This is a genomic window from Oceanospirillum sediminis (assembly GCF_014164585.1).
Taxonomy (GTDB): Bacteria; Pseudomonadota; Gammaproteobacteria; order Pseudomonadales; family Halomonadaceae; genus Oceanospirillum; species Oceanospirillum sediminis.
The window spans coordinates 26,429-52,456 of the sequence record NZ_JACJFM010000011.1 but is presented as its reverse complement, the minus strand read 5'-3'; the positions used below and the strand labels follow the sequence as shown (position 1 = coordinate 52,456).

Sequence of the window (26,028 nt, the reverse complement as noted above, 5' to 3'; positions counted from 1 at the left end):
TTTTTACATCAGCATATTAAGATGCAGAAGTGGTCGAGCGAGCAGGGCGTTTCTCTGCTTTTGCTTCAGGCTCAGCGCCAGCACGAGCTTCTTCAACAATCTTTTCTACTTCCTGTTTAAATTCCATGGTCATATCAGCCATGCTTTTTGCGTCTTCCAGAACCTTCTTGCTCAGAGTGCTCATCAGCTCAGCCTGAGATGCAGTAAAGTCACGTACTGAATCAGCATCTTTTACTTCAGCTGCATTTTTCAGCTGGTTAACACCCATTTTGCTGTAAGACTTCATAGCTTCAATCTGGAAGTCCGTCATTTTTTCCATGTTTTCGACCATCAGCGTATTCAGTTTACGCATTGGTGCATACATGTTTTTAGTCTGATCAGCAAAGGCGTTCATGATTTTATCTTGCATGGTGAATTCCCTAAAACGTTCGTAGATTATCGACTTAAGTGATTGTATCTTCTGCCAAATGTCAAAATGATGACGTAGTCTTGTCAATCATATTGCAATGCACCAGAATACTCTGATTCGGTGTACATCTGGTGTGGCAAACAGTTAACTCAGCTAACTTCCTGCTACCGGTCGGAACTGCTTCCTGCACAGAGTCCATAACCGGCTATCCTTGTCGCTTCCTTATCTTTATATGCATTCCGTTATTATTCAAGCTTACTTCTGCTGTTGTGTATAGCTGTTCAGCATTTGCATCATCAGCTTCTGATACGTATCAACAGAGTCAAAACTCTGGCTGATAAAAGGCTTCATCAGTGAAAGCGGATCATAACCATCAACCCCTTCTTCCATCTGCTGGCGAATTCTGGTCATCAGTTCTTCCTGGAACTTCTGTACATCGGGCAACCCCATAGCCTTACGAAACTCCTCTGGGGTCATATCCACTTCGATGTTCACTTTCATAGAACTCTCCTTTATGTGGCTTCAGCCACTTATGGAAACAAATGTAACTCTTAGTAGCACTTTTTTGCAACTGCACAATAGGATTATACGCGACCAGAAAAGACTATCCAGTCACCATTCTGCAGCCCAGAAACGGCGGTGCCTGCTAAGTGTAAACGCGACAAATAGTGCGGCGATACCAACAGTAACACTAGCAAAAAGAAAACAGGTAACAGGTGAAAAGTGCTGCCAAATCAACCCACTACCCCACGCTCCTATGGCCCCGCCAATACCAAACCCTATACTGCTATAAAGCGCCTGCCCCTGACCAGCATATTTTCCTGGAAAAAGATTATGCACCAGAGCAATACAAGTAGCATGAAAACAGCCGAATGTAGCCGCATGCAGGCACTGGGCCAGCAAAATAACCATCAGGCTATCCGGAAACAGCCCTGTAGCGAGCCAGCGTATACTACCCAGCACCAGGCTGATCAACAGCAGGACTTCTGCCCTGTAAGCCCTGAGCAAACGATGCATTATCAGGAAGAGCAACACTTCAGCCAGCACACCCAGCGCCCATAAAAAACCTGTAGCAGTCCGGCTATACCCATGCTGCTCCATAAAAATGGAAAAAAAGGTGTAATACGGACCGTGAGACATCTGCATCAGCATGACAGCCAGAAAAAAGCAGAGTACACGAGGCTGGCGTAACAACCGAAAAAAAGATACAGAGCCTGTCGAATCAACCAGCCGATGACTCTTATTCGGTACAGATAACGTCCCACTCACAACAGCCATCATCAGCATGATGATCAGAATCGCAACAGGCAAAGTGCTGACTGGTGAAAAATCCAGCCACCAGCCCAGCCCGGCGACGGTAATGATAAAGCCGACGGAGCCCCATAAACGGATCTTACTGTATTCTTCTTCACGCCCTTTAATTGCACTCAGAGTAATGACTTCGTATTGCGGTAATATGGCATTCCAGAAAAAGCTGAAAGCCACCATAGCCATCACCATGCCCCAGAACCCCTGCAGGAGCCAGACCAGAGTAAATGCAACAGGTGTCAGTACAGCACCAAATAACATCACCTGATAATACTTTCCAGACCGGTCCGCAATGTAACTCCACACGTTAGGCGCCAGCAGCTTAGTGGCAATAAAAATAGCCATCAGACTACCGATCTCTTCAGCATCAAAACCCGAGGATTGTAAGTACACACTCCAATAGGGACTTATTGCCCCCAGAACAGCAAAATAGAAAAAATAAACAGATGACAGTGACCAGTAAGACGTCGTCATAGAAAGAGAATACTCTGAAAAAATGCCCTGAGTATCAACAGGGCATTTCCAGGAAAAGTATTTATTCTGCAGATGCAGGAATCACCGGCGTCGGCATCTCTACATCACCACACTGAGCTCTGTGTCTCAGATAATGATCCAGCAGGGTAATAGCCATCATAGCCTCAGCAATCGGTGTCGCACGAATACCCACACATGGATCGTGACGACCTTTGGTCACAACCTCTACCGGCTCTCCTGCCACATTAACACTCTGGCCCGGCAGGTGCAGGCTGGACGTTGGTTTCAGGGCGATATGAGCAACAATATCCTGACCGGTAGACACACCTCCTAAGATCCCCCCTGCATTATTAGACAGGAAACCTTCCGGCGTAATCTCATCCCGGTGCTCGGTACCTTTTTGCTCAATCGAGTCAAAACCGGCACCAATCTCAACACCTTTCACCGCATTAATACTCATCAGCGCATGAGCCAGCTCCGCATCCAGGCGATCAAAAATTGGTTCTCCCAGCCCCGGCGGTACATGACGCGCAACCACAGTCACTCTGGCACCAATGGAGTTACCCTCTTTACGCAGGGCATCCATATAGCTTTCCATCTCAGAAATCTTATCTGCGTCAGGACAGAAGAAAGGATTCGTATCAATCAGATCCCAATCCACTTTTTCCACTTTAACAGGCCCCAGCTGAGACAAATAGCCACGCACATCAATACCCAGGCGATCTTTCAGATATTTCTTTGCGACAGCTCCAGCTGCAACACGCATGGCCGTTTCACGGGCAGAAGAACGACCACCACCGCGATAGTCTCTGAAACCATACTTCTGATTCCAGCTGTAGTCCGCATGCGCTGGTCGGTATTGCTGAGCAATATTAGAGTAATCCTTAGAACGCTGATCTGTATTTTCGATCAGCAGACCTATCGCTGTCCCTGTCGTTTTACCTTCAAATACTCCGGACAGAATACGTACCTGATCAGGCTCTCGACGCTGAGTGGTATGACGGGATGTGCCAGGTTTCCTCCGATCCAGATCTACCTGTAAATCCGCTTCTGAAATATCCATACCTGGCGGACAGCCATCAATAATTGCACCTAAAGCAGGGCCATGACTCTCACCAAACGTCGTGACCGTAAATAATTTCCCGAATGTATTGCCAGACATAATCTCTCTCTTGCATGCACAGGAGCTATTTACAACCCCTGCTTTTTTATCTCTTATTTAACAAAAGCTGGTCCCTGAATACGGGAGTCAGTCATCAAACAGTTCACCGTATTGCAGTAACTGTTCACGGGTCAGCATAAATACGCCCTGCCCGCCATTCTCAAAGTCCAGCCACATAAAAGGTACATCCGGATAGGCTTCCTGCAAAGCAAATTCACTATTGCCGACCTCACAGATCAGAACACCATGCTCATTCATATAATCAGGAGCATCCCTGAGAATACGACGCGTAATATCCAGGCCATCATCACCCGACCCCAGCCCCAGAGGTGGCTCATGCTGATATTCTTCCGGCATAGCCGACAGATCCTCAGCATCAACATAGGGTGGATTAGAAAGAATCAGGTCATAACCATCACGAGGCAGATCCTCAAACAGATCAGACTGATAAATAATGACCTGATCATCCAGATGATGCCTTGCCACATTTTCCTGAGCTACACTCAGTGCCTGCTCAGAAATATCAGCCAGGTCAACACGGGCATAAGGGAAAGCATAAGCTGATGCAATACCAATACAACCACTACCCGTGCACAGGTCCAGAATACGTCCGGGTTCTTGTGGTAACCAGGGTTCAAACTGCTTCTCAATCAGCTCAGCAATGGGTGATCTGGGTACCAGAACCCGATGATCCACATGAAATGGCAGACCAGCAAACCAGGCTTCTTCTAACAGATAGGCCAGAGGAACACGATCGATACAACGTTTTTCAACATGACTCAGAATAACAATCGCTTCGTCATGAGTCACTCTGGCATCCAGCATAGCGGGTTCAAAATCCCAGGGAAGGTGCAGACTGCCCAGAACCAGATGAACCGCTTCGTCCCAGGCGTTATCAGTGCCATGCCCGAAAAACAGCTTATGATGGTTAAACTGAGAATAGGTCCAGCGAATATAATCTTTAATGGTATGTAACTGCTGGGCGACTTCAGCCAGGGCTTTACTTTGAGGCACAGTAATCGTCTCCGGATAACCTGATAAAACGCAGCGCAAACAGAACACTGCATGACATTATCTGCTAAGTTTAACCCAGCCATCCTGCGCTATAAACCAGACTTGCGTCCCGTTTTTCTTCTGGTAAGGTTGCCCCATCCTGTTAATGAGCCCGATCATGAGTAAATACAATCCTGCTGATGACACAGAAATGGATGATATGGCGCTGTTTCAGCAAGCCATGCAAGGTGTCAAACCCATAGAAAGTAACAAGGTTGTTCTGAAACCTAAGAAGAAAGATATCAATACCCGGCTCAAGCGGGAAGCCGCTACTCAGGCTGATGAAAAGTTTGTCGTCGACAATCTGACTGAAGGCAATATCCCTGATATGAAACCCAGCGATATCCTGAGCTTTATGATACCGGACCTGCCAATCAGGACATTCCAGAGCCTGAAAAAGGGAGAATATCAATGGCAGGAAGGTCTGGATCTTCATGGACAATCCGTGGAAGAGGCCAGAGCAGAGTTATACGCTTTTATACAGGATTGCAGGGCAAGGCGCTTTCGCTGTGTTGTTGTCGTCCATGGTAAGTCCTGGACTCAGGGCAGTGGGCGCGCTGAGCTGAAATCCTATGTTAATGTGTGGCTGAGACAGATGTCAGATGTCATTGCATTTCATTCATGTCTTCCCGCTGATGGTGGTACGGGTGCCGTGTACGTCCTGTTGAAGACAAAAAATGATATCTGAGATCAGGTCGCCAAGCCGGTGCCATTCAGCTCTGATTATCTGATCTGAATGGCATCGACAAAATAGCGAAAGCTAACCTGAGCAGAAACAACTGAACAAATATTTTCCAGCAAACATTGCGCTATTTTCCAGCCACTGACGGGAAAATAACTGAAAACATCAGGTATCTATCAGTTCCTTTTTTCAATTAACTCTATCCTGCCACCATATCTTAATGACTCTGTTGTCGGAGCCAGACGCCCCATCCCTTTGATTTCAATACGGTCTTCAGCCAGCCCCATTGCTCTGAGCTGAGACAACAGATTCTGCGCAGCCTGAGTCGATTTATTCAGCAAAGCAGCATCGGAATCCTGCCCGAAGCGGTGGGCGACCAACCAGTAACGCTTTTGTTCCGGTAAAGATCCGACCAGCACCTGTAAATCGCCAAAAGCCCCCTCCTCAAAACGACCATCCGGGGATACCGGCAGCGTAATCCATCCCTGCTGCTCTAACTGCTGAAACAGGGTTTGCTCTTCTCCTGGCAAACTGAGCTGACCGGATTTTAAGAGAAAATGCTCTTCATAAGCATAGATACGGCCGGTGCCCCGTTCGGTAACATAGATAGCGGCCACATGAGTCTGGCCATTATCTTCCCTGGCAGCCAGAAAATAGTGCTGCTTACGATCCACACCATATAATGTTGAAACCCGGAATACACGATTGGCCCAGTCGGTGCTACTACCACACTCTCTGCCCTGGCATTCAAACAATATTCGCGCACCAGCCACCTGCAGTTGCTGCTGATAATAACGGGAAATATCTGCAGTATCCTTCGTTGAGCGGATACGGTACAGATGTCGTGACAGATGACCTGCGGAAAGATTAAGCCAGTACTCAGGCTCAGAGCCTGAATTTTTATTCTGAATGCGCCCCATTGCCATTCGGTATTCAGGCAGCTCTTCCTGCTTATTCATCTCCTGACTCGCTCTGGGATATTCTGCCAGCCACTCTGCAGCTGATGCCGCAGAGGCTTTCCAGAACAGGACAACAAACAGAGCTATCGCAATCATCATGCAGACAGTAGAGCGAGCCAATAACGCCTCTGATCTTTGCTCCGAATAAACGGACAGATTTTCTGTATCCGGCTTTGCCCTTGCTTTTTGTCCTTTTCCAATACAAAAATTCCCCGATAACGCTACTTTCCCAGCAAAAAAATCTGCAAGCATAATTACCCTCCCTCAGACAGTTATCGATTTGACCGGTAAATCACCAGAAAATTCGCTTCTGTATGAAAGCTCTTACTCTGTTTCCAACCCATTCCAGAATGACACCAGCTCATGCAATACTTCAGTACAGGAGTCAGGCTCCAGGTGGAAGTGGTGATTACCAGGCAGACAATGGCAGATCAGATCTTTGACGTGAGCCGAGCGGGTCCGGGTATTTTCCCGATCAATCAGAAAACCATGCTCTGCTGTTATCAGACAGACCGGCGCGTCAATGGCGGCACAGAAGTGATTAATCTGATCTTCCGTCAAACGAACAGGAGAAGGAATTCTCAAGCGCGCATCATAACGCCACAGGTACCCATCATCAGAGGCCTTAACACCCCGCTTTGCCAACGGTAAGGCCGCTTCGTAGCTAATCTCTCCTACTCCTTTCATTCGCGCTTCGGCAGCGTCTTCAACCGACGCATACAAGGAAGGCGTTTTATAGCCCAGCAGCTGATATTTACCGGCGGCCTGAGCCAGCTGAGAAGGTGCATCTTCTGCCGCCGTTGCAACAGGCCCGATACCTTCCAGCAAAGCAACCCGGCCCACACGATCAGGCATAGCGCCTGCCATCAGCGTTGCAACCGCAGCTCCCATCGAATGCCCCAGCAGATCAATCGATTCCCAGCCCTGAGCATCCATCAACAGCGCCAGATCCAGTACATTATCCCAGATATGATAATAGCTGCCCTGTGGACGAAAGCCGCTATGACCATGCCCGGCAAGATCAAGCGCCCAGATATCCAGATCACACTCTGCCGCCAGCCCGGGAGCAATACGGGCAAAACTGGCACAGTTATCGAGCCAGCCATGCAGAGCAATGACTGTCTGGCCGTTGCCTTTACCCCAGCGCCATCCGGAAAAAGTTACATAATCGAGTTCAATTTTGAACGGGATTGGGTCATACATACTTTTCCACCATCTGATCCATTAGTAAATGAATTAATCATGGACTGAATCATATCGGCTGTCGACTCAGGATACTCCAGCGGAAACAGATGCCCGCCATCAGTTTCCTGCCAGTTCAAACCTGCCTGCCGGATTCCTCTGATACCCGCTTTATGGATAACAGATGCATGACGGCTGGTCACAACCGTTACAGATGGTTTAATTTTACTGCCGGTATTCCACAGGTTATCTGCCAGATTACAGAAAATCTCATATTCGACTTCCGGCATGAAGTTCAGCCGATACTCTCCGGATACAGGCACCTTATCGGTCGCATGATCAATGTAATCCCATAAGCAACGCTCATCAAAATCAGCAAACAGTTTCCGGCTTATCAGGTAATCAAACACAGCCTGACGATCTGACCAACGGGATTTCCTCCTTCGACTCTGTCTGGCAGGGGTTACAATATCAATCTTTCCGGTACGCTTGGCCAGCTTGAGCAGCCAGGGCCGCAGGCCGCTGATATAAAGTGGCGGGTCCAGCAGAATCAGCCCCTTAAAGTAACCTGGCGCTTTTAAAGCCGCTCGATACAACAGTACACCACCCAGGGAATGACCGACGCCCCATACCGGTTCAGAACACTGATGAATCATATTCAGCTGCTCATCGACCAGTGCATCCCAGTTCTGATCAACCGGCCAGCGTTCATCATGTCCAATATGAGAAATACCCTGAAGATCAAAAGACTCAGCCAGACGGGACAGCATGACCCGATAACTCCCCATAGGAAAACCATTAGCATGGGCAAAATGAATCGTAGTCATAAACATCTCCAGGCAAACGTTAGTTTGAATTTTGCCCGTTAAGCCATACAAAAAAAAGAGCACAAAAAATCCACACCGTGAAATAATTAATCAGCTTGCAGCAAAAAGATTCTGGCAGTAGAGTGCCCACCTCTGATCTAAAACCCTGAATCCGTTACCCGGAGTGAACTATGAATACTGAACAGGATAATAAAGCGAATCGCCCCAGTCGCTCGCCAGAATCTCGTCGTAAGCGCAATCTGTCTTTCTTTCTGACCGTCATTGTGGCAATCGCTTTTGCAGCCTGGCAGATTACGAATCAGTAATGGATAATTTTCTTCACTCTCTGAGCGCCACCTTACATGTGACGGCTCCCGTCTTCATTATTGTCTTTCTGGGTATCATTTTTCGCCGGATTAACTGGCTGGATGAACATTTCGTTAAAGTTGCATCAGCTCTGGTGTTCAGAGTCACCCTGCCAACACTGGTGTTTCTGAATATCAGTAAAACAGATCTGCGAGAAAGCCTGGACCCTGGTGTGATTATTTACGCCTGCACTGCCACTCTGATCAGCTTTTTTTTCCTGATATGGATGGCCCGGAAAATTATTCAGGACAAGACCGATCACGGTGTCTTTATACAAGGCAGTTTCCGAGGAAACCAGGGCGTTATTGGCATGGCACTGGTTGCCAATCAATTTGGCGCACCCGGGATGCCCCTGGCCTCTATTCTACTGGGCAGCCTGATCATTATTTATAATATTCTGTCGGTTATTGCTCTGAGCATGTCCTTACCCGGCCGGGCTGATGCCGGATGGAAACCGGTATTGAAAGAAATCCTGAAAAACCCTCTGATTTTGTCCGTGGTCGCCGCCATCCCTGTTTCGCTGCTCAAGATTGAGCTGCCAGCCGTGGTACTGAAAACAGGCGAGTATTTTTCAGGTGTCACTCTGCCTCTGGCACTTTTGTGCATTGGCGCCTCTCTGAGCCTGAAAGCACTAAGAGCTTCATCTCTGGCGTCGTGGAGCGCAACTCTGATGAAACTTCTTATCCTGCCTGTCATTATGACTCTGGGAGCAATCGCCCTGGGCTGGACAGGACAGACATTGGGTATTCTGTTCCTTTATTTCGCCAGTCCAACTGCAGCAGGTAGCTTTGTGATGGTAAAAGCGATGGGAGGGAATGATAAGCTGGCAGCCAATATCGTTGCTCTGACCACCGCAGCCTCAACGCTGACCATCACGCTGGGCGTTTTCCTGCTTCACTGGCAGGGACTGGTCTAACCTTGTAAAGCTTCTCCGGCCAGTGGCCGGAGAAGATGAGTATATTTACGCTGGAGTGCTGGCTGAGTCACTCATAATTAAAACGGTCCCTCAATACTCGTCGGCAAGAATCAGTCGGCCTTAACTCTCTGCTGCAAAAACTCTCCAATCTCTTTTAAAGCTTCATCCGCCTGAAAAAGATAACGATGCAGAAGTTGCCAGGCATGGGGCATCTGACTCCATTTACTCAGTTTGCAGATCACTCCCGCTTTTTCCATTGTCTCATTCAGGCGCACGGCATCATCCAGTAACAGCTCCTGCCTGCTGACCTGAATCAGGCAAGGAGGCAGCCCCTCAAAATCACCGAATAAAGGTGACACACCCGGACTGGCCAGTGGTTGATTGCCCGCATATACCCGGGCAAAGCTCTGCATCTGAGGCTTATTCAGTAACAGATCTGTTGCAGCATTAGTGTCCAGACTAGGGGTGGTACAGGTCAAATCAACCCAGGGTGACAGAAATACTCCGGCTGCGGGCATAGGGAGCCCTTTACCCCTAAGCCGTTGCAATAAGGCCAGGGCCAGACCACCGCCAGCTGAATCTCCGGCCAGAGCAATCTGTTCCGGTGGAACACCAATCTCCAGCAACCAGCGATAAGCCTGTTCGGTATCATTCAGCCCGGCAGGGAAAGGGCCTTCAGGTGCCAGACGATAATCAATAACCAGCACTCTGGCATCTGCTACTCTGGCAATCTGAGCCGCCAGTTCACGATGAGTATCAATGGAGCCCAGCACATATCCACCACCATGCAGGTATAACACATAGCGTCGGGGAGCATCCTGCTCCCAGTACAACATCTCAGCTTTGACGCCATTAGCATTCTGCTCCCTGATAATCAGCCCGTGAGGGCGGGATGAACGCAACATAGCATTTTCGAGCTGTTCTCTGACCAGCCGACAATACTGACTTAGCCCCTGGCGCTGCCAGAAACCCATAGCCTGCTGAACAGGCTGCATTATATTAAGGGAACAAAAAGGTTCAGAGTAAAAGGTACGCAAAAGATTTAATCCAGTTCATAAGCATGGGTCTGTGAGACAACCTGAGCCAGGCCTGCAGCCCAGACATCGGATTCCAGCACAGTCACAGAAGCAGGGGCCATAGGATAATAGCCCAGGTAATTTCCGTCCGACAATAAACTGATTAATAGCCCGACCAGAGGCTGATGACTGACCAACAGCACAGGAAATTCACTCTCTGGCAGACTGGACAGCCAGTCAACCACCCTGGCTGGGTTGCCGTCCGGAGTAATTCTATGCTGTGTTCGCACATCCGCAAGATCAGCATGCTCAGATATCTGCAGCAGTGTCTGTTGTGTTCTGGCATAGGGGCTGACATAGGCCGTGGCGCCGTCCAGTTCAGATTTAAAGACCTGACCAATACGGCAGGCATCCTTGATCCCCTGATCCGTCAGACAACGCTCAAAGTCCTTAAAAGATGCCCCTGCTTCGCCATGACGACAAATAATCAGTTTCAATATCCGGCTCCTGAAATTAACGATCCTGTTTTTCAGATTCATCTGGCAGATAAGGATCTGCCTCAGCAGCAGCCCCTTCAGGCCAGGGGGAAAACGGGAAAGGTTTTTCATCCTGGTTCCACGTCAGAAATCGAAAAATCTGTTGAGCATAATCACTCAAAGCCGCGCCTGATTGTTGCAGAAACAGATTTTTATCACCATTAATGGCGACAAAAACCAGCTGAATAAGCGCTGTCAAAAGGATCAGCAGTTCAACAACCTGATATGCAACTACAAAGAACAGCATAAACAGAATACGTAACCAGAATGTTTCACTGGCAATACCGGGTTTCTTCTTCTGCACCACAGGTTAAACTCCTTATCTGGCATCAGAACAGTCAAACAATGTCGAAGTAAATCAGAAACTCTGTTGTATCAGACCTGACGAGGCAGAACAAATTCAACATCAGTACTCTGCTCAGCGGTCATCAAACCATGAATCACCTTCTGCACAGGCTGTTGATTAAATAACACCTCATACAACCCGGAGGCCAGAGGCATATATACTCCCATTTCCTGAGACTTATTTCTCACCAGACGTATTGTATTCACCCCTTCAGCCACCTGTCCCAGGCTATCAACCGCCTCATCCAGGGTTTTACCCTGCCCGATTGCAAATCCTACCCGGTAATTCCGGCTTAAAGGGGAAGAACAGGTAACGATCAGATCACCAACGCCGGACAATCCCAGAAATGTCATGGGGTTAGCCCCCATCGCCACAGCAAAGCGACTCATTTCTGCCAGACTCCGGGTAATCAGCATACTTTTAGTATTTTCACCCACCCCCAGGGCAGACGCCATACCTGAAGCAATCGCATAGATGTTTTTCAGAGCGCCACCCAGTTCAACACCGTACAGATCATTGCTGGCATAAACTCTGAAATAACTGCAGCCCAGAATATCCTGTATGGTTTCACGGGTTAGCGCATCATCACTGGCTACGACCGTCGCGGTCATCTGCTTCTGTGCAATTTCTTTGGCCAGATTAGGTCCGCTCAGCACCCCGACATGCTGACTTGGCGTGTGGCGTTTAAGAATTTCTGACATCAGCAAAAAGCCATCTTCCTGAATGCCTTTTGCTGTACTGATCATAACCTGGTCGGGCCTTAACCCCTGATGAGCCTGCTCCACCACCCGGGCAAAAGCCTTACTGGGAATTGCCACAAAAATAACATCTGCACGACTAACAGCAGATAAAACATCCGTTGTTGCCTGAACCTTGTCGTTAATGACATAGTCCGGCAGATAACGGCTATTTCGCTTCTTTTCATTAATTTCATCAGCCAGAGTGTCATCTCTGAGCCACTGAGTGACGGTATAGCCGTTATCTGCGGCAATACTGGCCAGAGCCGTACCAAAACTACCGCCACCCAGTACTGTAACTGCCAATTTATCTGTCATAAGCTTTTAATTTTTTTAATGCATATCCTTGTAGAAGAGCCGCTATTTTAACCTAAACCACCTTCATCTGCTGATCAATTCACATTAAGCTCTTTTGATTTCTGGCAATCAGAAGCAACATCTTTGGTATAAAGATGTTCTGCCTGAGAGTAAGGCGACAGGTTCTGAACACCATAAAAAAGGGGCATGACCAAAGATCATGCCCCTTTATCTGAAATAAAACCAGATTATACCACCTGAATATGCCAGGGTTCGTAGCGTACGCCAAAGCGGTTATCATCAGTATAACGGATAGAAATATAGCCTAAGTCCTGTAGGCGTTTATAAACATCCGTCTGGGCAAAATCTTCAGTAAAGTTTTTATAACCAAAACCGATTTTACCCACATCAAAATCACCTACCGCATGATAGGAATATCCGGGTGGTGCCAGTGAGCGGGACGCTTTAGACATATTGCCTTCGGCCTGAACCACTTTTGACATAAACAGATACATCTGTTTTACAGTACTGCGGATACCTGAAGTCAGGAAAATATCTTCCCCGACGTCTTTACGTAGCTTTTCATAAAGCGCCAGCGATTTGCCTTTAAACAGGTAATGGCCGGTTTTTGGGATTTTAAGTAATTCCCGGGATGGAATTTTATCAGTCAGACCTGGCATCACTTTTTCACCAAAGAACCCGTACTGGTTAGCATCTGCAAAAAACAGCTGCTCCAGATATTCCAGTTCCACTTTAGTGAATTCACCAACCTGAGAGAAATTACGACCATACTTAATCATCTGATCAAAACTGATCAGATTAAAGTTACCATGACCGATCGTACGCTGAACCCGTCCCATATGTTTAAGCGTGGATTGCACCATCTTAAACTCTTCTGGTGGGATCAGATAATCGTCTTCAAAAACCCCTTCAAAGTAGCGGATCTTCTGCATGTAATCTTTTACATGAGGGTCAGTCTCAGCCACTTCTATTTCGGCTTTAAGATCAGCCACCTGCTGCTCCAGTTTCTGAGGTGCATCAACCTCATGAAAGTCGGTAGCAGCAGAACTTTCTTCAACAATTTCTGCCAGCTTCTGCGGCATATCTGGCAGTACCGCAGGCCCGGAATCAGTCACCACAGGAGGAAGCGGTTTTACAGGAACCGCAGCAATCCCCTGTTCTTTACTCAGTAACAGCTGTCTCATCACTGAGCCTGTACCCAGGGCAACAAACCCACTGATTGAAAATGCTTTCAGAATGCTTCTGCGATCCACGATGGCTTCCCGTATCCTGTTATGTACTGACCAGAGTAGAACATATACCCCAGCCCCCTTACTTTTAAAATATAGCGAATCTTACTAAATGCAACTTTCAACCGGCAACCTAAAAAACAAATAATATACATATATGTTAAATTATTCAGGCTGGCAGTCGTGGAAGCTATTGTAAATAATAGCGCTTTATAGCACTTATCCTGTTAAATATTACAGAAACAATTTGTTAACCGGAGTCACTATATGGCTTTAAAAGGTGTACTTCTGGACGCAGACAGTCTGGGAGAAGATATTGATTTTTCAGGCCTGCAGGCTGAATTAGATCAACTGATTATTTATGATCAGACCAGTCCGGATCAGGTCACAGAACGAATAGCAACTGCAGATATTGTTTTCAGTAATAAAGTACCAATTACCCGTGAGACCCTGACAGCAACATCAGATCTGAAACTGATCTGCGTACTGGCAACCGGTATGAACAACATCGATCTGAATGCAGCCGCAGAGCAAAATATTATCGTCAGCAATGCTATTGCCTATGGCACAAACAGCGTGGCACAGCATACCCTGATGTTAATGCTGATGCTGGCGACTCAACAGGCTCGATACAGTAAATCGGTTCATAACGGCGCCTGGAATAACAGCCCATTTTTCTGCCTGATGGACCACCCGGTGATTGAATTAGCAGGGAAACATCTGGTCATTACCGGGTCAGGTGTTTTAGGCAGCAAAGTCGCTCAACTAGCAGAAGCCTTTGATATGAAAGTCAGCTTTTCAGCCAGACCAGGTTCTGAAGAACAGGATAGTCGTCCTTCTCTGGACGCTTTGCTGCCAGATGCGGACTTTCTGTCGTTACACTGTCCTCTGACACCACAAACACTTAACCTGCTGGACAAGGAACGCCTGAAAAAAGCCCGCCCGGGCCTGATGGTGATTAATTGTGCCCGTGGCGGCATTGTCAATGAAACCGATATATTACAGGCCCTGCGCGCAGGCAGCATTTCAGGCTATGCCACTGATGTGCTGACCGAAGAGCCTCCCCGCAACGGTAACATCCTGCTGGATGCATTACAGGATGATCTTAATCTGATCGTGACGCCTCACAATGCCTGGATCACACAGGCAGCCCGGCAGAATATTGTTAATCAGGCAAAACAGGCGGTTATAAGACTTAAAAACGCCTGACATTTACTCTTATAGTTGTATTGCTGGCAGGCTTTTCATCCCCACTGAAAAGCCTGCCACAAACAAACCCGATAGCTATCATGTCTGGCTATCGCTACAATAGCGCGCCATTTCGTCAAGATGAGAACCATTAATGCGTTTAGATAAGTTTATCTGCCACCATACAGGTGTATCCCGCGCCGAAGCCAAACGCGTTATGCGCCAGGATAAAGTCCTGTGTAACGGTCAGCCAATCAGAGATCCCGGTTATAAAGTCAGTGATGATGATGAAATCGAGCTGAATGACCAGATACTGAGGCAGGTGCGCAAACGTTATCTGATGCTGAATAAACCGGCTGATACGGTGTGCTCAACAATCGATGAAGAATATCCGTCGGTGATTAACTGCCTGGATGTGGCCAATACCCGAGGGTTGCATATCGCAGGCCGCCTGGATGTGGATACGACAGGTCTGGTACTGATTACAGATGATGGTCAATGGTCTCACCAGATCACATCACCAAAGAAACTATGCCCTAAAACCTATTACGTCTGGCTGGCAGAACCTCTGCAACAGAATGCTGAAAGCCTGCTGGCAGAAGGTATTATGCTGCATGGAGAAGATGAGCCGACCCGCCCGGCTCAGCTGGCACGGGTACCGGAAACGAATGATACTGAAGTGCTGATCACCATTACCGAAGGTAAATACCACCAGGTTAAACGCATGTTTGCAGCACTAGGCAATAAAGTTGAAGCCCTGCACCGGGAGCAGATTGGCGATATTGCTCTGGATGACGATTTGTGTGAAGGGGAATGGCGAGAACTGACAGAAGACGAAGTTGCTTCTGTGTGGGACAAAGGTTAACAGCCATTGTTCTGATGGAACAAAGGTGAATAGCCATCTGTATCTGCACATTCAGAGCGGGTTGGACAGCATAAGGTAACCCGCTTTGCTGAAAAATTATTATCCCGGATAAAGCTCACGTATTACGGCATTCAATAAATCTCATGACTACCAGGAATCACAACAGGATGGGGACTACTGACCCTCAGTGACGCTAGTGCTTTATCAGCTTTTCTGTAACCCATCTGGATCATCTCATCAGCCCGATCAAATTCCAGGGTACCACAGGCATTTTTTGGAACTTCAATTACCAGATCCGGTGGATAAGCCGCTAGCTTCTGCCGCGCTATAGTGCTTTGCATCGCATCAAAAGCCTGGTTAGCAACCTCATACGCTGACCAGTCCCGCTCACTCTTTCCGGCTGAACGCTTTCCCATCACTCTGAAATAGCGGGTGATCTTCTCATGCAGAGCCTGCGAGGCTGGTTCAGGCACAAGAATACTACCAGGCTGAAATCCTGAATGTTCCAGCTCTGACGCACTCATCGCCCCACCCAGGTTAACAGCAATAGTAATGTCTGTACGATCACCAAACGTCGGGGCAATAGGTACAGGATTCAGTACTCCACCGTCAATCAGGGTTCTGCCATGCCACTTAAATGGTGTAAAGAACATCGGCAAAGAGATTGAAGCCCGAATCGCATCAAACAAGCGTCCCCTGTTCAGCCAGACTTCTCGTTCCGATTTGATATCGCAGGCTACGGCAGTAAAAGACACCGGCAGATCTTCAATATGCTGTTCGCCGACCAGCCCGATCAGGGTATTAATAATTTTGTCGCCCTTAATCAAACCAGAACGATCCCAGGCAATATCCATCAGATTAACCATATCAGTCCGGGTAATCGCCCGGACCCACTGCTCAAACTCATCCAGTTTGCCTGCTGCATAGATCCCCCCCACCAGAGCCCCCACTGAGCTGCCGGAAACAGAGGCGATCTCCATATGATTCTCTTCAAGCCAGCGAATGACACCAATATGCGTTAAGCCTCTGGCACCACCACTGCCCAGCACAAGAGATACGCGTTTTTTATTATCGATATGCGCGTTTTCCACCTTTTTTCTCCTGAAACACCCTCAAGCCGGCCTTACCCAAGCCGCAATAGCCCCATTGTCCGGTAATTTTATAGTAACAACAAGCAGTTGCAGATCAGAGAATCATTAAAGGCAGAGGCTGAGTAAGCGGAGTGTCAGGCAGGATAATGTCGACCATTCAACAGTTAAAGCAACCCTCTATAGCAAAAACATACGATTGGTCTGAACAGAGATATTTCTATACTCTCCAGCCACTGTCGGACTGGAGAATACGACCATTGCTACAAAAAACTGTTTCAGCTATTTAATGAAGCGTTTATTACAGCGAATCAAACAGCCAGAGCCCCATCAGCCAGGTAGCACCATAACCTGCGGTATAGGCAAGCAGTAAAGGCAGGATAAAACGGATATAACATCCGAATGTCAGCTCACTGATTTTACTCATCATCACAATACCCGCAGCAGAGCCAATGACCAGCAAAGAACCTCCAACACCTACAGCATAGGTCAGTTGCATCCATTCGCGGGTGGTCATATCAATACCCGATTTCAGTACAGCGGCGGTCAGTGGAACATTATCAATACCGGCGGATAAAACCCCCATCAGATAATTGGCCATCCAGACCGGCAACATCTGATACAAACTGACCAGGCTATCCAGCACACCAATTTCTTTCAGCATTCCAACCAGTAACAGGATACCGAGGAAAAACAGCAGAGTTTCAAATTCAATGACCCGGATATAATCCAGAATCGGGTCCTGCTCATTATCATCATCAAAGAAACGGGCCACCAGGAACATAACAGACAAGCCACTGAGGAACGTCAGCATCGGAGGAATTCGGAACAAGGCATTGAAAATAATGGTCAGCATGATGGTGCTCAGGAAGATCACGCCAATAATCAGATCAACCCGACGAATAGGTGTCATCTGCTTTTCAATCACCACCTGACCGTTTAACCCGCGCGCCAGCATCAGAGTCAGTATGATGACACCCGTTAACGCAGGTAAGGACAGAAGCAACAGCTGCAATACGCTGACATGGCCTGACAGAAAAATCATCAGCGTCGTGACATCTCCCGTAATCAGTGCAACCCCACCAGAGTTCACCGCGAATACCACCAATGCTGCAAAACGCAATGTTTTCTTCTGCTCCAGATTCAAAGACAGTATTAACGCTGCGGATACCAGAGTTGCAGTAATGTTGTCAGCAATAGAGGAGAAGACAAAACAGAATAATCCGGTCAGTACCAGTAACCGCCGCTCTGAAATATGACCCGGTAAAAACAGATAAATCAGATTCTGAATCAGCCCTTTTTTATTCAGATAGGCGACAAATGTCATAGCTGCTACCAGGAACAACCAGAGTTCGGCAATTTCAGAGATACTCTCTGACAATCCATGTTCGATATGAACCAGTGCCGGGTTTACCATTTCGGTATCCTGCCCATTCATAATGGGCACCTGGACAGCATCGGATAAAGAAAAACCAGCCCCTTCCGGAAAAATAAATAATAACAACCAGGCCAGAGTTCCCAGGAACAAAGTCACCTTAGCTTTATTAACATGAATAACCTCTTCAAGAACCACTCCCAGCAGCGCCAGTATGGCTAAACTGGTTAAAACGATATGAAGAATTTCTGTCATGATTCATCCTGCAGATATTTAAAATAAGGTATCAGCCACTTAACAGCATAATCTGATCCGCAACTGCCGGGAAAACAACCACAATACATGTGAAAAAAACATCAAAACCTGCCCATGTATCAGCAGATGCACGACGTTCTCATAGTTTTCATACAGCTATTATCCTACTAAAATAATCAGATATATATCCGAACGATAAAACGGAACCTGAATCAACGTATGAATCTACAGCCTGCACTGACAGATCTGATGCATCTCAGACTGGATAACAGCTATGCCAGATTGCCTGAACACTTCTATCACAGAATAGAGCCAGTCCCGTTGGATTCCGCTCATCTGATCAGTATCAACAGTGATGTAGCACGCCTACTGGAACTGGACCCCAGTGCTCTGGACTATCAACAGCTGACTGATCTATTTTCTGGTCAGCTCACTCTGGCTGGCAGTGAACCTCTGGCGATGAAATACGCAGGTCACCAGTTCGGAGTCTATAATCCTCAACTGGGCGATGGTCGGGGGCTGTTACTGGGTGAGGTTGTTACCGGGGACGGTGAACGCTGGGATCTGCACCTGAAAGGCTCGGGACAGACCCGTTATTCCCGCTTCGGGGATGGTCGTGCAGTACTGCGCTCCAGCATACGAGAGTATCTGGTCAGTGCCGCCATGCAGGGACTGGGGATACCAACCACTCAGGCTTTATGCCTGGTAGGTTCTGACCAGACAGTCATCCGGGATGGTCTGGCAGAACCCTGTGCAACACTGCTCAGGGTAACCCGCTGCCACATACGTTTTGGCCACTTTGAGCACTTCTATCACAATCGACAGCTCGACGAGCTTAAACAACTGAACCGTTACTGCCTGCAGCGTTATTTTCCGGAGTACCTGCAGGAGAGCAATCCCTCACTGACCATGCTGAATGAAGTCATCAAACGCAGCGCGCGTCTGGTCGCACTCTGGCAGGCTTATGGTTTTGTTCATGGTGTGATGAATACAGATAACATGTCACTGATTGGAGAAACGCTTGATTATGGCCCTTACCAGTTTATGGATCAGTATAAACAGAACACCATCAGCAACCGTTCAGATCATCAGGGGCGTTACGCATTTAATCAGCAACCAGACGTTATGCATTGGAACCTTTATTGCCTGGCCCAGTGTTTTATCCCTCTGGTTCATAAAGATCCTCAGCAGGCAAAAGCGCTGCTGGAAGCCGCATTAGGTGAATTCAATACGCTGTATGCAGGCTATTACTATCAGATTATGAGTCGCCGACTGGGCCTGACTCCCATTGCACTGACCGGCACAGAAGATCTGCTGCCACTCACCACCAATAAAAAGCATCAGACTCTGATTGATGATCTGACCCGGTTACTGGAAAGCCAGCAGACAGATCTGACATTAATGGTCCGCTTACTCAGTGAAACCCCGATCCCGGACCAGATACATAACCTGCAAACGATCACACCAAGACCTCAGGCCTTTGAACACTGGCTACATAGCTATCACCAGCATCTGCAGGACTACCCTGTTTCAGATAGTGAACGTCAGATGCAGATGCTGCAGGTCAATCCCGTGTTCCTGTTACGAAACTATATGGCCCAGGAAGCAATAGAGCAGGCTCATCAGGGCAATTTCACACTGATCAATGACTTACTTCCGGTACTGCGCCAGCCTTATCAGCAGCATCATAATATGGCCCGGTTTGCTGGCCCGGCCCCAGACTGGGCTTCCGGAATCGGTCTCAGCTGTTCCTCCTGATCTGACAGGAAAACAGGAGTGTTATTTCCCAACAGAAATCGATGAAAAAACTGATACACAAAACCATTAACAATCAGGACTAAAGAAACAGAAGACGTTAGCGATTCCTGAAAATACCTGCCTGACTCACACCTGATGCACCCGGCACTTCAGATTAATCATTTCTACGATAATCGGAGTAAAAACAAAGAGTAAATTTACTTGTGCAGAGCAGTATTCACAATAATAATGGCGTGTTTACTCTGCCTGCTTCTTTATGGGATATTAAAAAAACCATAGCACATTCACTGATATTCCTGTTACAAAAAACGACATTCCCTTATAATCTTAAGGTTTATTACAGGAGCCATAACCGGATTCAGGGCCATGGAAAATACCCCTGTCAGCAGTATGCTGTCACCTCAGCTGATCAAAGTCAGTCCCGACACTGACATTCGCGATGTACTGGCACAGATGCAATTGGAAAATACCAGTTGCGTTATTCAGGTCGACGATCAGCATCAGCCAACAGGCATATTTACAGAACAGGCCCTGGTACAGTATCTTGCCCGCAGCACACTCCCGCTACATGGCACGCTTGGCCAGTTGAGCACGCCTCCTGTCACGGTTTCCGGAGATACCAGCTGTAATGAAGCCTTCAGAATTCTGTCTGAAAACAGCCTGCGACAGCTAGTGATTACAGATCAGCAGAACAAACTGCTGGGCGTTGTGAATGAGAGCGATTTTATTCACCATCTGGACTACATTCCTCTGGCCATTAAGATACGGGTGCGGGATGTGATGAGCACCAGTGTTCACCAGCTTACCGCACAGCATAGTGTACTGGATGCCATTAAATTGATGGACACCGCAACCATCAGCTGCGTGGTAATCACGGAAAACAAGCACCCCTCAGGTATCCTGACAGAAAGAGATATCGTACGCCTGGCCCGTGACCTGAATAACCCCGACGATACCCCCTTACAACTCGTCATGCACTCCCCGGTATACACTCTGAGTGAAGATGTGCTGGTTAAAGATGCCTCGCATCTGATGGAAGCCAAATCCATCCGACGCTTTGTAGTGACCACAAAAGACAATGAAGTCAGTGGCATTATCACTCTCAGAGATATCACTAAAGCCCTGCAGCAGGGTTATGTTGACCATCTTGAATGTGAACTGAACCGAAAAGAACAACAGATAGAAACCATTCAGGAACAGCTGAAAGAGCTCAGTGAAAAAAGTCTGTTCAGCCGCCTTATGAACCAGGTCAGCGACAGCATTTTTATTCTTCGGGCTCAGGATTTTACTATCGTTGATACCAATCAGCAGGCATATGAATGCTTGGGATACACTGCCGAAGAGTTCAGAGAAAAAAACATTGCCGATATCTCTACTGCAGCGGCCAGTCTGGATATAAAACAACTGAATGATGAAATTGATCAGAAAGGTTTTGCCGTTTTTCGCAGTCAGCATCTTCATAAGGATGGTCATAAAATCCCGGTAGAGATTAATGCCACCCGCCTGAAAACCGAGACCGATGAATATTACGTCTCCGTTGCCCGGGATATCAGTGAGCGTCTCCGGCATGAAGTAGCCCAACAGGAAAGTGAAGAAACCTATCGCAGTGTCATTGGTACAGCACTGGATGGCTTCTGGATGACAGACACGCAAGGGCGTTTACTGGATGTGAACCAGGCCTATTGTGATATGTCGGGTTACAGTAAAGAAGAACTGCTGCAGATGACTATTCCGGATATTGACTATGAAGAACATCCGGATGAGACCGAGCAGCGTATTCACCATATTCGTCAGCATGGTAAGTCTCGGTTTATCAGTAAGCACCGTCACAAAGATGGTTCGATTTTTGATGTTGAAGTCAGAGCCACTTACTGGCCAAAACATGGCGGACGTTTCTTTGCCTACCTGAGAGATATCACTGAACAACGCCAGAATGAGATGCGCCTGAAACAGGCCGCTGCAGTATTTGAGAATACCAGTGAAGCCGTTATGGTCGTCAGTGTTGATCTGAAAATACAGATGGTCAATAAAGCGTTCTGCAATATGACTGGTTATCGTGAAGCAGACGTTATAGGACAGTCCCCGGCCATACTACAGTCCGGCCAGCACCCACGTACTTTTTATCGGGCGATGTGGCATAGCATCAGAAACTATGACAGCTGGCAGGGTGAGGTCATCAGTCGTCGGTCAGATGGCAGCACCTACCCCGAATTACTGAACATCAGTGTCGTACGCAATAATAAAAATGAAATCAGTCACTATGTCGGTGTGCTTGCAGACTTATCAGAACAGAAAGCCTCTGAGAATAAACTGGCCTACCTCGATTACCATGACCCACTCACAGGTCTGGCCAATCGTAAAACGCTGATGATGCGTACAGATCACGCCATTCGTCAGGCTCAGAAAGAAGAGGGGCAGGTTGCCCTGATGCTACTGGATCTGGATCGCTTTAAGAACGTTAACGACAGTTATGGCCATAAAGCCGGTGATGATCTGCTAAAGCAGGTTTCACAGGTGCTGGATCAGACAGTGCCTCATCTGGACACCCTGGCCAGACTGGGAGGCGATGAGTATGCGATGCTGTTTGATCACTATGAAGATGCCGCTGAACTGTCTTTACTGGCCCGGCAGATTATCAACCAGCTGAATCAGCCCTGGGTACTGAAAAAAGGCCAGACGGTCACAGTTGGTGCCAGTATCGGTATCAGCCTGGCTCCCCAGAATGGAAACGATGCCCATACTCTGCTGCAACATGCTGATGCTGCACTTTATCAGGCAAAAGCAGAAGGTCGCTCCCGTTTCAGCTTTTTCTCAGAAGCGCTGACCCGTAATGCCAGAAACCAGTTAGAACTGGAAACCCAGATGTACCAGGCACTGGAGAACGATGAGCTTTGTGTCTACCTGCAACCTCAAACCGATATCCATAGCAACAGCATCACAGGCGCCGAAGCACTGGTACGCTGGCAGCATCCGGAAAAAGGGTTGTTATCGCCCTTTAGTTTTATTGATCTGTGTGAACAGAATGGCCAGATCAACCGCATCGGCTATCAGGTACTGCTGAAGACCTGCCAGCAGGGTAAAAAATGGCTGGATAAAGGCAATCCCCCACTGATTCTGGCTGTTAACTTATCAGCCAGTCAGATTAGTGACCCTGAACTGTACAATCAAGTCTCTGATATTCTGCAGCAAACCGGCTTTCCTGCACATCACCTGGAACTGGAGCTGACAGAGAGCGCACTGATGTCTGAGACAGAAAGCACGATTACTCTGCTGGAACGCTTTCGTTCTCTGGGTATCCACATTGCGATTGATGATTTTGGAACAGGATATTCATCTTTCTCCTATCTCAAACGCTTCCCGATTGATGTGCTGAAAATTGATAAGAGCTTTATTGATGAAATTGAGCACAATGCCAGAGACAGGGAAATTGTCGCAGCAATCATTGCTATGGGGCACTCTCTGGGCATCAAAGTACTGGCTGAAGGTGTCGAACATGAGAACCAGCTGAAGATTCTTAATGAAATTGGTTGCGATATCTATCAGGGCTACCTGATGAGCCGCCCCCTGCCAATGGAACAGTTCGCGTTGCTGCTCGACAATACTCTGGCTGAAACAGAACAGTTTCCATCCTGACACTGATTCATGAAACTCTGGGTGGCAATCACTCAGAGCCAGAAACGCTTCCTGAAACTCTCAGCAGGGTAACAATGACCTGCGCACGGCAAAGAGCCCACATACATCACAAGCTCAATGATGCTCAGCATCTGAAGACATGCAGCCTGAATCAATCATCTTATTTCTATCTGCCATACGCTGATAAAGCGTAAGCCCTAGTACAATACAAGCCAGGATCAGTGTTATCAGGTTAGCCAGAATCATAGGCAAGTCATTCATTATCAGGCCATAGATCAGCCATAAAGAGACACCTGTGGTAAAAATGGCATACATCATTAATGAAATACCATCCGTATTCCCTGTTTTCAAAATCTGAATCACTTGAGGAATAAATGCTGATGTCGTACAAAACGCGGCCAGCAAACCAACCAGGGTAGTAGGCTCCATTCGTCATTTGACCTCACTAAACGAAATTAATCTCCTTCTATACATCAGAACAGTTAAAACTCAAAGAGTAAAAAAGCGCGCCTCAGCTATCCTGTTGAAACATGAAGTATATAAAGTCATGCAAAAAACACAGCTTTATTGGCAGACTGGATCATGAGATGTTATCCAGGCTATAACTTAAAACACACCAGAAACAGACCCGGATTATTTTAGCGAAGTCTTTATTCAACAAAAGCAGAGGGCCTTATGGAAAAACATACCATTGTTCATTCTGAGCCAGCCTCAGCCAGCCAGCCCTCACGTCTGGGTATTCTGATGATCAAACCATCCCGTTATGACGACGATGGCTATGTCGTACAGTGGTGGAAAAGCATTGGCCCGGCACATAGCCTTGCGGCGGTCTGGGGCATTGTTGAAGATGCCGTCAATCGCCAGGTATTAGGTCCCGATGTGACTGTTGATATCACGGGGATTAATGAAATGACCACCCGGGTCAACACAAAAAAACTGAGTAAAAAGCTGAAATCCTTTGATCGCGCGCTGGTAATGATGGTTGGAGTACAAACCAATCAGTATCCGCGCTCTGTTGATCTGGCCCGACAGTTTATCGCACAGGGCATTCCCGTCGCGATTGGCGGTTTTCATGTCAGCGGAACAATGGCTCTGACCCCGGACTGGGAATATGGCGCGCTTCAGTCTGCCCAGGATGAAGGTATTACGCTTTATGCCGGTGAGCTGGAAACCGGTGTTGATGAACTATTACGGGATGTCTGGCATGGCACCTTAAAGTCGATGTATGACAAAGGTGATGATTTAGCCGATATGAGCAAAGCGCCTCTGCCCAAACTATTAACCCCTCAGCAACGTAAGATGAAGATTGATGTAGCGACTATGGACATGGGACGAGGCTGCCCTTTTAAATGCTCGTTCTGCTCGGTGATTAATGTATCAGGCAATAAGATGCGCTCACGCGATCCTGCTGCGATTGAGGTTTATCTGCGTCAATGTATAGATCAGGGGACTCACCGCCTGTTACTGGTAGATGATAACTTTGCTCGTTTGCGTGAGTGGAGAGAGATTCTGGATGTCTTTATCAAGCTACACAAAGAGACCGGTATTGAGTGGGATTGTTTTGTGCAACTGGATACACAGTCCCATCGTATTCCTGGTTTTGTCGAAAAAGCCCGTGAAGCAGGCTGTACCCGTGTCTTTATTGGTATAGAAGCTGTGCGAACCGATAGCCTGCAAGCCGCAGGCAAGAAGCACAACAAAGTTCAGGCTATGCATGATATGGCTATGGCCTGGAAAAAAGCCGGAATATTTATTTTTGGCACCCTGATTATTGGCTTTGACAACGACACCCCTGAGCGCATGAAGGAAGATGTTCGTTTTCTTCAGGACAATGTGCCTATCGATATCCTGATTACTACCGTTTTAACTCCTTTGCCAGGTTCTATGGATCATAAACATGCCGTTGAAGCCGGTGTAAAACTGGACCCGGACCTGAATGAATACGACACCACTCATGCCGTATTTGACCACCCTCTGATGAGTAAAGAGGAATGGAATCAGACCTATCTGGATCTTTACGACTGGTTTTACACCCCGGAACATATCGAGAAAATCTTCACCCAGGCACTGGAAAATGGCATCAGTGTTAAAGAGCTAATCCAGGTGATGATGGCTTTTTATGGCTCTCCTCGCTTTGAAAAAAGCCACCCTTATGTCTACGGCCTGGTAAGGTTTAAATCACGTGTTGATCGCCGCCCCGGCAGAGAGATAGAGCCGATCTGGCGCTTTTATCCCCGTCGGGCATGGGAGGTCAGCAAGTCCCTGGTGGGCCATATAGGACTTTATTTACACTTGCTAAGAATTGCACGACGTGCCCGCAAGGCAGTTAAACGCCGAAGTCCGCTGATTAAAGTGGAGCAGATTTAA

At 47.6% G+C, this 26,028-nt stretch carries 24 protein-coding genes; 8 read left to right on the top strand and 16 right to left on the bottom strand.

What is annotated here, in order from left to right; genetic code table 11:
- Positions 1-16: 16 nt before the first annotated feature.
- From H4O21_RS10420 to prmB, 5 genes are all read right to left on the bottom strand, one after another.
- Positions 17-409 (bottom strand): phasin family protein, encoded by a 393-nt coding sequence (locus H4O21_RS10420; RefSeq protein ID WP_182808806.1) that lies wholly within the window; start codon positions 407-409, stop codon positions 17-19.
- 255 nt (positions 410-664) lie between these two features.
- Complete coding sequence (locus H4O21_RS10415; RefSeq protein WP_182808805.1) at positions 665-910, bottom strand: DUF6489 family protein; 246 nt, start codon at positions 908-910, stop codon at positions 665-667.
- A 111-nt stretch (positions 911-1,021) separates the two neighbouring features.
- Positions 1,022-2,191, bottom strand: coding sequence for an MFS transporter (locus H4O21_RS10410; RefSeq protein WP_182808804.1), 1,170 nt, complete (start codon positions 2,189-2,191; stop codon positions 1,022-1,024).
- 61 nt (positions 2,192-2,252) lie between these two features.
- Positions 2,253-3,353 (bottom strand): chorismate synthase, encoded by a 1,101-nt coding sequence (gene aroC, locus H4O21_RS10405; protein WP_182808803.1) that lies wholly within the window; start codon positions 3,351-3,353, stop codon positions 2,253-2,255.
- 87 nt (positions 3,354-3,440) lie between these two features.
- The gene (gene prmB / locus H4O21_RS10400) at positions 3,441-4,367 is read right to left on the bottom strand and encodes a 50S ribosomal protein L3 N(5)-glutamine methyltransferase (RefSeq protein ID WP_368737541.1); all 927 of its coding nucleotides are present in this window, start codon (positions 4,365-4,367) and stop codon (positions 3,441-3,443) included.
- Positions 4,368-4,524: 157 nt separating this feature from the next.
- On the opposite strand from prmB, the gene H4O21_RS10395 reads away from it, so the two are divergent.
- On the top strand, positions 4,525-5,094 hold the full coding sequence (locus tag H4O21_RS10395) for a Smr/MutS family protein (protein ID WP_182808802.1): 570 nt from the start codon (positions 4,525-4,527) through the stop codon (positions 5,092-5,094).
- Between the two features lie 170 nt (positions 5,095-5,264).
- Here the strand turns inward: H4O21_RS10395 and H4O21_RS10390 are convergent, their stop codons facing one another.
- From H4O21_RS10390 to H4O21_RS10380, 3 genes are all read right to left on the bottom strand, one after another.
- Positions 5,265-6,299, bottom strand: a complete 1,035-nt coding sequence (locus H4O21_RS10390; protein WP_182808801.1) for a DUF4892 domain-containing protein — start codon at positions 6,297-6,299, stop codon at positions 5,265-5,267.
- A gap of 72 nt (positions 6,300-6,371) precedes the next feature.
- Positions 6,372-7,250 carry an alpha/beta fold hydrolase gene (locus H4O21_RS10385; protein ID WP_182808800.1) on the bottom strand — a complete coding sequence of 293 codons (879 nt, stop codon included), beginning with the start codon at positions 7,248-7,250 and terminating at the stop codon, positions 6,372-6,374.
- Entirely contained in the window at positions 7,208-8,056 is an 849-nt protein-coding gene (locus H4O21_RS10380; protein ID WP_182808799.1) for an alpha/beta hydrolase, read from the bottom strand. Before H4O21_RS10380 ends, H4O21_RS10385 begins: the two co-directional genes overlap by 43 nt.
- 170 nt (positions 8,057-8,226) lie before the next feature.
- On the opposite strand from H4O21_RS10380, the gene H4O21_RS25890 reads away from it, so the two are divergent.
- Both H4O21_RS25890 and H4O21_RS10375 read left to right on the top strand, forming a co-directional pair.
- Positions 8,227-8,361, top strand: coding sequence for a hypothetical protein (locus H4O21_RS25890; RefSeq protein ID WP_255487250.1), 135 nt, complete (start codon positions 8,227-8,229; stop codon positions 8,359-8,361).
- A complete protein-coding gene (locus H4O21_RS10375) occupies positions 8,361-9,317 on the top strand; it encodes an AEC family transporter (protein WP_182808798.1) in 957 nt (318 codons plus the stop codon). The genes H4O21_RS25890 and H4O21_RS10375 overlap by 1 nt, the downstream gene beginning before the upstream one ends.
- Positions 9,318-9,427: 110 nt before the next feature.
- Here H4O21_RS10375 and H4O21_RS10370 read toward each other — a convergent pair whose 3' ends face one another.
- From H4O21_RS10370 to H4O21_RS26285, 5 genes are all read right to left on the bottom strand, one after another.
- Positions 9,428-10,354, bottom strand: a complete 927-nt coding sequence (locus H4O21_RS10370; protein ID WP_182808797.1) for an alpha/beta hydrolase — start codon at positions 10,352-10,354, stop codon at positions 9,428-9,430.
- A gap of 5 nt (positions 10,355-10,359) precedes the next feature.
- A complete protein-coding gene (locus tag H4O21_RS10365; RefSeq protein ID WP_182808796.1) occupies positions 10,360-10,830 on the bottom strand; it encodes a SixA phosphatase family protein in 471 nt (156 codons plus the stop codon).
- Positions 10,831-10,846: 16 nt separating this feature from the next.
- Positions 10,847-11,176, bottom strand: a complete 330-nt coding sequence (locus tag H4O21_RS10360; RefSeq protein ID WP_182808795.1) for a DUF4389 domain-containing protein — start codon at positions 11,174-11,176, stop codon at positions 10,847-10,849.
- 68 nt (positions 11,177-11,244) lie between these two features.
- The gene (locus H4O21_RS10355; RefSeq protein ID WP_182808794.1) at positions 11,245-12,270 is read right to left on the bottom strand and encodes an NAD(P)H-dependent glycerol-3-phosphate dehydrogenase; all 1,026 of its coding nucleotides are present in this window, start codon (positions 12,268-12,270) and stop codon (positions 11,245-11,247) included.
- Positions 12,271-12,497: 227 nt separating this feature from the next.
- Positions 12,498-13,523 carry a D-alanyl-D-alanine carboxypeptidase family protein gene (locus tag H4O21_RS26285; RefSeq protein ID WP_182808793.1) on the bottom strand — a complete coding sequence of 342 codons (1,026 nt, stop codon included), beginning with the start codon at positions 13,521-13,523 and terminating at the stop codon, positions 12,498-12,500.
- A gap of 243 nt (positions 13,524-13,766) precedes the next feature.
- On the opposite strand from H4O21_RS26285, the gene H4O21_RS10345 reads away from it, so the two are divergent.
- Entirely contained in the window at positions 13,767-14,708 is a 942-nt protein-coding gene (locus tag H4O21_RS10345) for a D-2-hydroxyacid dehydrogenase (protein WP_182808792.1), read from the top strand.
- 133 nt (positions 14,709-14,841) lie between these two features.
- Positions 14,842-15,552: a 16S rRNA pseudouridine(516) synthase RsuA gene (rsuA, locus tag H4O21_RS10340; protein WP_182808791.1), complete on the top strand. Its 711-nt coding sequence runs from the start codon at positions 14,842-14,844 to the stop codon at positions 15,550-15,552.
- 131 nt (positions 15,553-15,683) lie between these two features.
- On the opposite strand, the gene H4O21_RS10335 is transcribed toward rsuA, so the two are convergent.
- Together H4O21_RS10335 and nhaD are read right to left on the bottom strand one after the other, a co-directional pair.
- Positions 15,684-16,643 (bottom strand): patatin-like phospholipase family protein, encoded by a 960-nt coding sequence (locus tag H4O21_RS10335; protein WP_368737540.1) that lies wholly within the window; start codon positions 16,641-16,643, stop codon positions 15,684-15,686.
- 298 nt (positions 16,644-16,941) lie between these two features.
- Positions 16,942-18,270 carry a sodium:proton antiporter NhaD gene (nhaD, locus tag H4O21_RS10330; RefSeq protein WP_182808790.1) on the bottom strand — a complete coding sequence of 443 codons (1,329 nt, stop codon included), beginning with the start codon at positions 18,268-18,270 and terminating at the stop codon, positions 16,942-16,944.
- Positions 18,271-18,489: 219 nt separating this feature from the next.
- On the opposite strand from nhaD, the gene H4O21_RS10325 reads away from it, so the two are divergent.
- Both H4O21_RS10325 and H4O21_RS10320 read left to right on the top strand, forming a co-directional pair.
- Positions 18,490-20,028 (top strand): protein adenylyltransferase SelO family protein, encoded by a 1,539-nt coding sequence (locus H4O21_RS10325; RefSeq protein WP_182808789.1) that lies wholly within the window; start codon positions 18,490-18,492, stop codon positions 20,026-20,028.
- 366 nt (positions 20,029-20,394) lie between these two features.
- A complete protein-coding gene (locus H4O21_RS10320; RefSeq protein WP_182808788.1) occupies positions 20,395-23,661 on the top strand; it encodes an EAL domain-containing protein in 3,267 nt (1,088 codons plus the stop codon).
- A 114-nt stretch (positions 23,662-23,775) separates the two neighbouring features.
- Here H4O21_RS10320 and H4O21_RS10315 read toward each other — a convergent pair whose 3' ends face one another.
- Positions 23,776-24,090 carry a SemiSWEET transporter gene (locus tag H4O21_RS10315; protein ID WP_182808787.1) on the bottom strand — a complete coding sequence of 105 codons (315 nt, stop codon included), beginning with the start codon at positions 24,088-24,090 and terminating at the stop codon, positions 23,776-23,778.
- 246 nt (positions 24,091-24,336) lie between these two features.
- On the opposite strand from H4O21_RS10315, the gene H4O21_RS10310 reads away from it, so the two are divergent.
- Positions 24,337-26,028 carry a B12-binding domain-containing radical SAM protein gene (locus tag H4O21_RS10310; RefSeq protein ID WP_182808786.1) on the top strand — a complete coding sequence of 564 codons (1,692 nt, stop codon included), beginning with the start codon at positions 24,337-24,339 and terminating at the stop codon, positions 26,026-26,028.